The 9,010-nt window shown below is 34.3% G+C and carries 9 protein-coding genes; 8 read left to right on the forward strand and 1 reads right to left on the reverse strand.

Features of this window, described 5'->3' with window-relative positions:
- Positions 1–817 precede the first annotated feature (817 nt).
- The 5 genes from sigH to AC1D0Y_RS29025 all read left to right on the forward strand — a co-directional run bounded on the left by sigH (position 818) and on the right by AC1D0Y_RS29025 (position 6,413).
- Complete coding sequence (gene sigH, locus AC1D0Y_RS29005) at positions 818–1,480, forward strand: RNA polymerase sporulation sigma factor SigH (protein ID WP_016766094.1); 663 nt, start codon at positions 818–820, stop codon at positions 1,478–1,480.
- A 397-nt stretch (positions 1,481–1,877) separates the two neighbouring features.
- Positions 1,878–3,128, forward strand: a complete 1,251-nt coding sequence (locus AC1D0Y_RS29010) for an MFS transporter (RefSeq protein ID WP_477708380.1) — start codon at positions 1,878–1,880, stop codon at positions 3,126–3,128.
- 595 nt (positions 3,129–3,723) lie between these two features.
- The gene (locus tag AC1D0Y_RS29015; protein ID WP_477708381.1) at positions 3,724–4,908 is read left to right on the forward strand and encodes an Alp7A family actin-like protein; all 1,185 of its coding nucleotides are present in this window, start codon (positions 3,724–3,726) and stop codon (positions 4,906–4,908) included.
- 17 nt (positions 4,909–4,925) lie between these two features.
- Positions 4,926–5,303, forward strand: coding sequence for a hypothetical protein (locus tag AC1D0Y_RS29020; protein ID WP_016766091.1), 378 nt, complete (start codon positions 4,926–4,928; stop codon positions 5,301–5,303).
- A gap of 231 nt (positions 5,304–5,534) precedes the next feature.
- Positions 5,535–6,413, forward strand: a complete 879-nt coding sequence (locus tag AC1D0Y_RS29025) for an Rpn family recombination-promoting nuclease/putative transposase (protein WP_280169381.1) — start codon at positions 5,535–5,537, stop codon at positions 6,411–6,413.
- Between the two features lie 588 nt (positions 6,414–7,001).
- On the opposite strand, the gene AC1D0Y_RS29030 is transcribed toward AC1D0Y_RS29025, so the two are convergent.
- A complete protein-coding gene (locus tag AC1D0Y_RS29030; RefSeq protein ID WP_477708382.1) occupies positions 7,002–7,565 on the reverse strand; it encodes a methyltransferase family protein in 564 nt (187 codons plus the stop codon).
- Positions 7,566–7,740: 175 nt separating this feature from the next.
- Here AC1D0Y_RS29030 and AC1D0Y_RS29035 point away from each other — a divergent pair, with 175 nt between their 5' ends.
- The 3 genes from AC1D0Y_RS29035 to AC1D0Y_RS29045 all read left to right on the forward strand — a co-directional run.
- A complete protein-coding gene (locus AC1D0Y_RS29035) occupies positions 7,741–7,917 on the forward strand; it encodes a hypothetical protein (RefSeq protein ID WP_477708383.1) in 177 nt (58 codons plus the stop codon).
- Between the two features lie 108 nt (positions 7,918–8,025).
- Positions 8,026–8,523: a hypothetical protein gene (locus tag AC1D0Y_RS29040; protein ID WP_477708384.1), complete on the forward strand. Its 498-nt coding sequence runs from the start codon at positions 8,026–8,028 to the stop codon at positions 8,521–8,523.
- Positions 8,524–8,693: 170 nt separating this feature from the next.
- A partial coding sequence (locus AC1D0Y_RS29045) for a glycerophosphodiester phosphodiesterase family protein (RefSeq protein WP_477708385.1) occupies positions 8,694–9,010 on the forward strand: 317 nt, incomplete at its 3' end.

The following is a 9,010-nucleotide window of genomic DNA, read 5'->3' on the forward strand; positions in this document are numbered from 1 at the left end:
AGTTTAGGTCAACAGCAGGTTCACACTTTAGAGGTTTTCGTGATATCACGGTTTTGCTAGGCTCTGCCTAGCCTATCACCCCGTGTGATAGCAAAAACCCCTTATGCTCTTCTCTCTTTTGTAGTGGGGAACCACAATTTACAGGAAAGAAAAAGATGTCATGGATATGTTTTTACAAAATATCGGTCTAATTGTTGTAAAAAAATAGATGAAATGACGAAAAAAAAGAACATTTCTTTCTAAGAATTTTTAAAAGTCGGCTTAAAAAGGAGGGAGGTACTAAGAGAGAGAAAGGATTATAACAAATGGGAAAAGAGAAATTATAAAATGGATTCGCTAACTTTTTTGCACGGATTATTGGAGCATATTTTACAAATAAAAGAAATGCAACATAAGAAATGGAACGTTAAAAAAAGCAAAAGTTTGAAGACGGAATGAAGGTTGAGGCGTCTTCTTTTTTCATACTAGGAAGGTGGAAGGAGGGAAGAAGCAGCAAGTAAACCGGGTAATTAAAATTTGATTATTATCAATAAGTACTATAACAAACTTGCTTATTTTAACAGTGGCTATATTGGTTGATCCAGTAGCAACGAGTAAAATGTGGGAGAAAACACCTGTTGGCTTTTTTAAAGTTGTAAACAAGATTAAAAATCGTTCTTATCATATAGGTCACATACATGATATAAGGTTTGATGTAATGTCTTACTTCTTTCTCCCTAAATATTCTTTCTACTCTTTGTTTTTTCGACATTTTTTATACCTTCTCTTTTTTATAATGTAAAGTACACAAAAGCATAAAACAAGAGGAGGAGCGCAGATGAACATGGTAGCAGGTGTAGAAACAAGAGAAGAAAAGACGACCCTAAATGATGAAGAGATTGTTCAAGCGTTTCAAAAAGGCGACGAAGGTGTTTTCAATGTGCTCATAAAGAAATATGAGTATTTGGTCTGGTCAAAGGTAAAACGATACTTCCTACTAGGGGGAGATCGAGAAGATCTCTTACAAGAAGCAAGGATAGGATTATATAAAGCTGTTCGCGATTTTAAAACCGAAGGGATGAGTTCATTTAGGGGATTTGCTGATCTATGCATTACACGTCAACTCATTACAGCTATAAAGGCAAGTGCTCGTCAAAAACATTCCCCCTTAAACAATGCCATCTCTTTAAACATACCTAAGAATTCAAAGCGATTGGAAGACGATTTGATTCTTATGGAGATGCTTCCTCACCCACGTGCTGTAAGCCCCGAACAAGCTACCGTGGAAAAAGAAAATAAAAGAGAAAGGGAACAGAGGTTACAAGAAATACTGTCACCTATTGAAAAAGATGTATTCGCTCTATATATGAAGGGACAAACGTATATGCAAATCTCTCAGGACCTACATCTTTCTCAAAAAACAGTAGATAATGCGCTTTACCGAATTAAGAAAAAAATGAAGCATCAAATGCAGTATCTGTATTTACAGCAATCATCCTGACAGACGTAGATAATTTACTGTAAGCTATCTCTCTTTAATACCTAATAGAAGAAACCTGCCCAAAAAATAGTTATTTATTTTTAATAGATTGATGATGAGTGAAACGAATATTTTGTAGAAATTTCGGGTTCTAAAAGCGTTGATTTATTACAAATAATAAATTATCCTATTACTAGTAAAAAAAGGAAGGGTGGACGTGAAACAATGATTAATTAATCCTATTTTCTAAGAAAAAATTCGTTAAATAATACGATGGTTTTTTCTGAATAGGATTAGACTGTACTTTTACATACAAATCAAATTGATCATTGTATTCCTTTCTTTCGGAATGTCATGCCAATATTGTTGTTGTATTGTACTTCCTCCTGTTCAGAAAATACGCAGGAGGTTTTTTGTTTTGGAAGAGAAATTACCCGTAAACCATTCAACAAAGTTGTTTGGAAATCGTGTTTTTCAAGCTATTATTATCTCTGGGGTATTCTTGCAAATAGGAATATGGGTTAGGAATTTTGCTGTACTTCTTTTCATAATGGAGAAGACAAACGGCGACCCATTTGCAGTATCTTTGATATCTGTAGCAGAATTTGCACCAATTTTTATTTTCTCTTTTATTGGCGGAACATTTGCAGATCGCTGGCGTCCAAAACGTACCATGGTGTGGTGTGATATTTTAAGTGCAATATCTGTATTTGCTGTGCTTATCACGCTTATACTTGGATCTTGGCACGTAGTTTTTTTCGCAACTTTAATTTCTGCAATCCTTTCCCAATTCTCTCAGCCTTCAGGGATGAAACTGTTTAAAATGCATTTACCGGAGGAGCAAATGCAGGTGGGGATGTCAGTCTATCAAACGGTTTTTGCGATATTCATGGTCCTAGGCCCAATATTAGGGACATTTGCCTTTCAAGCTTTTGGTATAAATCTCTCTATTGCCATCACAGGTACAGCCTTTTTCCTATCAGCAGCAGCACTCACTTTTCTACCTTCCGACCGAAAGATGGAAGAGGAGAGTGGGACTACATCACTGCTAAGTGAAATGAAAAGTGGTATTAAGTATGTTTTGGGGAAGAAAGAGTTGAGCCTGTTAGGTCTATGCTTTTTAGCAGCTGGACTAGGAATAGGGTTTATTCAGCCTCTCTCCATTTTTCTTGTAACAGAGCAGTTGGGTTTAGCAAAAGAAAATCTCCAGTGGTTACTTACAGCTAATGGAATTGGCATGATCTTAGGAGGAGCAGTAGTAATGATCTTTGCCAAAACAGTAGCACCGCAAAGGCTGCTGGCAGTTGGAATGGTTGGTAATGCAATTGGGTTTGCCATAATGGGATTATCAGTAAATCTATGGCTGACGCTGGGAGCTCAGTTTCTAAATGGTCTCATGTTACCATGCATTCAGATCGGCATCAATACGATGATCTTACAGAGAACGGAGGCTGCTTTTATTGGCAGGGTCAATGGGATTCTAAGTCCTCTTTTTACAGGAGCCATGGTATTGACGATGAGTGTAGCTGGTATTCTAAAAGAGCAGTTTTCATTAGTTGCTATATTTGAGGCAGCAGCAGTCTTGTTTATTATAGGTTTGCTTTTTATATTACCTCTATATAATCTAAAAGAGGAGACAAAGCAGAAAGGTATAGAATTAGGAGAGTAAAAAACTAATTATGAATGCTTATCTAAATACCTATAATGAAAAAAAAGCATTTTTATTGTAAAGTACAACCAAAGGAAATTGAATAAAATACGGTATGTTTTAATTCTAAAAGATGTGGTACACATATAGTACAGTATCAATATCATGTAGAATTGAATACTGTGAAAGGTTAAATACTTAGCTTAATGAAGGGACTGGTTCGGTTTTGAAAGACGTAACAGCGACTTCAGCAAATGTATTACCCCAATTGACAAGTAGGTATTGTGATTTAACGAATGGTACTCTCGTTATGAACCGTTATACGTAACGAAAGGGCCTCAAAAGGGCAATTGAACATGAGAATTATTTTATTGTAAGAGAGGGGAGCCTGCATCATTTTTGATGCAGGCTCTTATTATGTTGATGATATAAAGTAAGGTACATAAGGATTGAATCTGAATATTGCTTGTAGATACAAGTTCTACTTAATTTGAATAATTGTTGATATATGTAAGGTTTTGTAGATAACTAAATTACTCCCACATATTGAATGTTTATCCTATATCAAGTACAATAAGTTGAATATAAGTTCAACTTAAAAAAGAGGTGTTTATAAATGAAAATTTCACGTTTTAATAAAGATTGCGGTAACTCTGTTGATATGAACATTATGGATGGATATCTATTTGATTTTCCAACGAATGTAGTTGAACTTCAAAAAGAAGCTGCAGACTCTTTTTTCACAGATGCAGTTACAGCTCCAGAAGAATTCAAGAAACGCATTTTACTTTCTACAACCATTGAGGGGGAAGAGAAGGAGCGTTATTTCTTAGTAGGTGACATTGCAGCTAGTCAATTGCTGGCCAACAATCACATTAATAAATTACATAATAAAATTACAAGTCATATTCCATACATCACCTTTTTAGCTGCCATTGCGTATTACCATGCGTTACATGCAAAAAATAAAAAGGACACTACAATTGAAATTGACTATTTTTCTACCATGTTACCAATCTGGCTACTTAAGAAAGAGAGCACATTTGGGGCGGCTCAAAAAGCTATGGCTAATCGCTTCTTAGGCGACCATACGTTTACCGTGCATACGCCTGGTTTTGAAAATACTCTAAAAGTATTAGTGGAAGAAAGTGCATGCTTAAAAGAGGGAGAAAGTGCACGTTTTGCTTTAAAAAAAGACTTAACGCTTCAAGATCGGGAAGATGCGAATGAGTATGCAGAATGTGAAACAGTCATGGTGGACATAGGCGGTGGTTCCATTGATGTGGTTATTCTACCTGAAGGGTTGAAAGCTGCGAATAGCCGCGAATCATTTCAAAGCATTGAAGGCATTCCTTATTTAGCACATATTGATAAATTGCGTAAAGAGAAATTTCTAGAATTATTTACAGACTTACGTGCCTTTGATCAATTTATTCTCGATAACTACAGCAAGCAAAAGTTTGTATTAAAAAACGAGAACACAGGTGAATCTATTGATTTAACAAGTACAATCAAATCTTCACTACGAGAATATGTGGAAATCTTATTGGCTAAATTAAATGATGTCGCACCACCACCAGCGAATAAACTACGTAAGTATGTGTACTGTGGTGGGGTAGCTCCCACTTTAGAAGTAGCGATCATGAATAGTATGCGCGAAAAAATTGGGGAAGAACGTACGGAGAAGTATCATAAGGTTCCCCAAGATAGCCGCCATTTAAATTTATTCGGCTTGGAGATTCGTAGTATTGGTTACGTTCAAAAGAAGCAAGCAGTAGAGAAGAAAGCCGTTAAATCCTAACAACGTAGGTGATAGGGATGTCAGAGCGTCAAAATGCGTTTACCATTAAGACAAATCGATTGAGTGATGAAGTTTATAATAAACTAGCTACATATGCTAAATCGCGTAAGTTAGGGGATTATATTTCCTCCTTAATTCTACGTGACTTAGACGGTTCATCTACTGAAAGAAAAGCAATTCAAGACCAAAAAACCTACGAAATGCTTGAACATATCAAGAATGAATTAGCTGATTTAAAAGAATTAGCCAAAACAACAGGGTTTGTAGGAAACGATTCCTTCAAAGAAGAAGAGCCTTCAAAGGTTCCCCAACTGAAAGAAGGAAAGGTTGCAGATTTAGCAAATATATCTGGCTCATTAGACGATGATGACTTAGAAGAATATAACGATTTTTAAATGAAAAGGCCACTAAAATTGATCAGCATCCCAATTTTAGTGGCTTTTCTATTTGAGTTACCACAGTCGGTAGTTCAGAAGGTTTAAGGAATGGATATCGTAGTCATTTGATTGAGATTTTGGCCAGATATAATCATAAACACTGGTTGGTTTTCGTTTCTACATTTGCAAACACATCCTGCTATCTTATAAAATAGGGGTAAGAAATAAGAAAGATAGGAAGAGGAATTCATGTCCACAAAATTAGTAAATTTACGAATTGATTTCGCTTTTAAACAATTATTTGGTACCAAAGGTAGCGAGGACATCTTAACAGGTTTTTTAAACGCTGTTTTAGAAAAGTCTCTAGAAGTACCCATTAAGTCTCTTCAATTGGAAGACCCACACCTTCACAAGGCTTATGAAGATGACAAGTTATCTATCTTAGATTTACTAGCTACATTGGATAACGGAACACAAGTGAATATCGAGATTCAACTTCGTAATACGCATGATATGGTCAAGCGTTCTTTGTATTATTGGAGTAAATTATATACGTCACAAATGCAAGAAGGGATGCCTTATCGTGCTTTACGAAAAACCATCACCATTAATTTATTGGATTTCATTTTATTCTCTTCAGATGAAGAATTTCAAACGACAGGTCAGTTGTGGGACACAACAAAGCAACGTGTTTTAAGCGATGATATTGAAATTCATTTTGTGGAAATTCCAAAGCTTGTGAAACAGTGGAGGGAAGAAAAAGTCAACCCATGGGAAAATGCATTCGTTCGTTGGATATTATTATTACCAGCTCATGAAGATGAATATTTAACTCAAACATTGGAGGAGATTGCTATGAATCAAGATCCAATTCTACAAAAAGCGATGGATAAATGGGAAAATATGAGTCATGATTCTTCATTCCGAAGCGCATATGAAGCGCGTGAGAAATTGCTACTTGATGAACAAGCTAAACTTGCCCATGCTCGTGAGGAAGGACTAGAAGAAGGGGTAGAAAAAGGGAAACTTCAATTGATTCGTAGCATGTATGAGAATGGCATGACTTTGGATGATATTGCAAAGTTTACTGGTTTAAGTATAGAAGAAGTAGGAAGAGTAATACGATAATATAGAGGGTGACAAAAGCTTTGCGAAAGGTTTCGTAAAGCTTTTTTATTTTATAATCGGTTCTCAATAAAATAGCCTAAAAAGGTACACCTTTTTAGATGCCGAAAAAATCAATGATGAAACGTCTATTTAATTTTAAAAATAGACGTTTTTGCACGCACAAAAAGTAATTAACCTTTATAGACGATATGTCATATTCAATTTTAGTTACCATAATGTGAGTTACCAAGGTAACAAAAAGAGCCCTTATTCGATGAGGACTCTTTTTATCTATGATTAAACGTTTTGAAATGTATCAATTGATGGAAGCAATTCTTTAAAATCATCAACTGCATGCTTATCAGTAAAACTCTGTCCCCAAAAAACATCCTTTTTCCAAAACCCACGTTAAGACATTTTTTAGAAATCAAACCCTGATTTATCTACGTTAAGTAGAAGAATTAGGGTTTAATTTTGCCTTCTTATTTTCAAATTTTCCGATCCCTAAATACTCTCACCTTAAACTAACGCACCCCTTTGGCTATGTTAATCTCCCATTTTATTTTTAATATGAATGAAAGACGTACCCTTTTTCAACACAAACTAATGCTAAAGGTATTTACGAACTTTTTTACAGTATGCTTTGTATTCTTCACCATAAATCTTTTTCAAGGATTTTTCTTCAAGTTGAACCTGACGATTAAAAAGCCAAAATCCAGCAAATACGTACAATAATAATATCCAGTTTGGTAAAATCAAGAATGTCCCTATCAAAACAAATCCAAAAGCTGTGTAAATGGGATTACGGCTAATTGCAAAAACACCTGTTGTTATAAGTTCACCTGGTTTTTCCTCATCAATTCCAACTCTAAAACTTTTCCCAAATGAAATTATGCTTAACAAGAATAATACTAAACCCATTATGCATAAAACTACACCTATCCAACTAAAGACTTCATTGCTAAATAGTTTGGTACCTAGTTTTGGCAAATCAAAAACACTAGAGAAAATAAGATAAAAAAACAGTAACGCAAATGGGATAATAAAGAAATCTTTTTTATCTAGCTCACCAAATTTAAAAGCTTTAATTCCTTTTTTTTTCAACTGTTTAGCACGAATTATAACCATTATCATCATTAAAAGTAATGATATGATTGCAAAATATTCTTGCATAACTCTCTCCCCTTATTCATTTAATAAATGATTGATATTTTGTTTCTTCAATGCCAATATTTAGAATACCTTGTGTGATTTAAATTTCAAGCATTTATAAGAATTACTTTTCTCCTTCGCTATTAGTTATAATCATATTTAGGACTACATTCTTATTTTTAAAGGGGAATATCTAATGAATGTTGAGATAGGTTTTATTCCAAAAAAATACATAAATGAAGTTCCAGCAGACGGTGGGTTTTTTTCATTTGGAATAGATGGAGAAGGGTCTTATATCATAGAATACTACGAAAGCCAAGAGTTAGATATGAGGGCACTGAAAAAGTCCACTTTTTTCAAAACAACAATATAGTCATAAAAAAACGGGCCTCTAGAATCGCTTCTAAGGCCCGTTTCTTACTTGAGGATACATTTAAGTCCCCCAAAAAATCTTTATTTTTTACAAAAGACCACTTTTTCAGTGGCTTCGTTAGATATAGAAGTCTTTTTTAACAATTGGATGGCACGGTTAAACAAATTTCCCATATACACACTTTTTTCATATACAAAGGTTGATGAGGAAGAAATAGATCATACATTTTCATCTGCTAATATTGAGTATGCAAAACTTAGAATAAAAAAGGAACGCTTTATTAAATCTAAAGTACAAGACAATAAGCAATTTGAAATTGTTATGTCTTACCTATATAGACAAGGAAGTATCAATGAGTTTGCTGGTTGGTCTCTTTCTGAAGACTTATTTAGCTTTGACAAACGAGATATGAAAACATTATTTGGGAGAAGAAAAGTTCATATGCCCGTTGTTACACTTCAAAAAGACTCTACAATGTTTTGGATTTGTCATGATGGAAGCTCTGTTATTTCCATTTCCAATGACACTCTATTTTCTACATTTGATTCAATTATTAGCTCCTTTCCAACAGATGTTAAAGGAATCAAATCTGAATATGAAGAGTAATTACAAACAGGAATGCTAGTTTGTAAATTAGTGGTTCAAATTATCTTTAGTTGTAATGATCCTAGAATTATTATGAAGTTATCATCTTTTAACTATTGAAAATGATAATTACTTCTTATATGATTCAGAATTGATACCAGATCAAATGTTATGACTAATCGGAGGATATTATGAAGCTTTTAAAGAAAGTGTTTAAGCGTAAAACTACATGGTTTGTTTTTTTGATTGTAATAGCTATTATTTATTTAAATAATAGTTCTTTACTAGCTCAGAAAAGAGAGAGTCAACCTTTTTTACTTGCTCATAGAGGTGTTGCTCAAACATTCACGATGAAAGATATTCAAAATGACACGTGTACAGCCGAAAGGATTTATAAGCCTGAACATAATTTTTTAGAAAATACCATTCCGTCTATGGAAGCTGCTTTTGAGGATGGGGCTGATATGGTTGAACTTGATGTTCACATTACAAAAGACAATCAATTTGC

The organism is Priestia sp. P1_B12_1, from assembly GCF_056406695.1.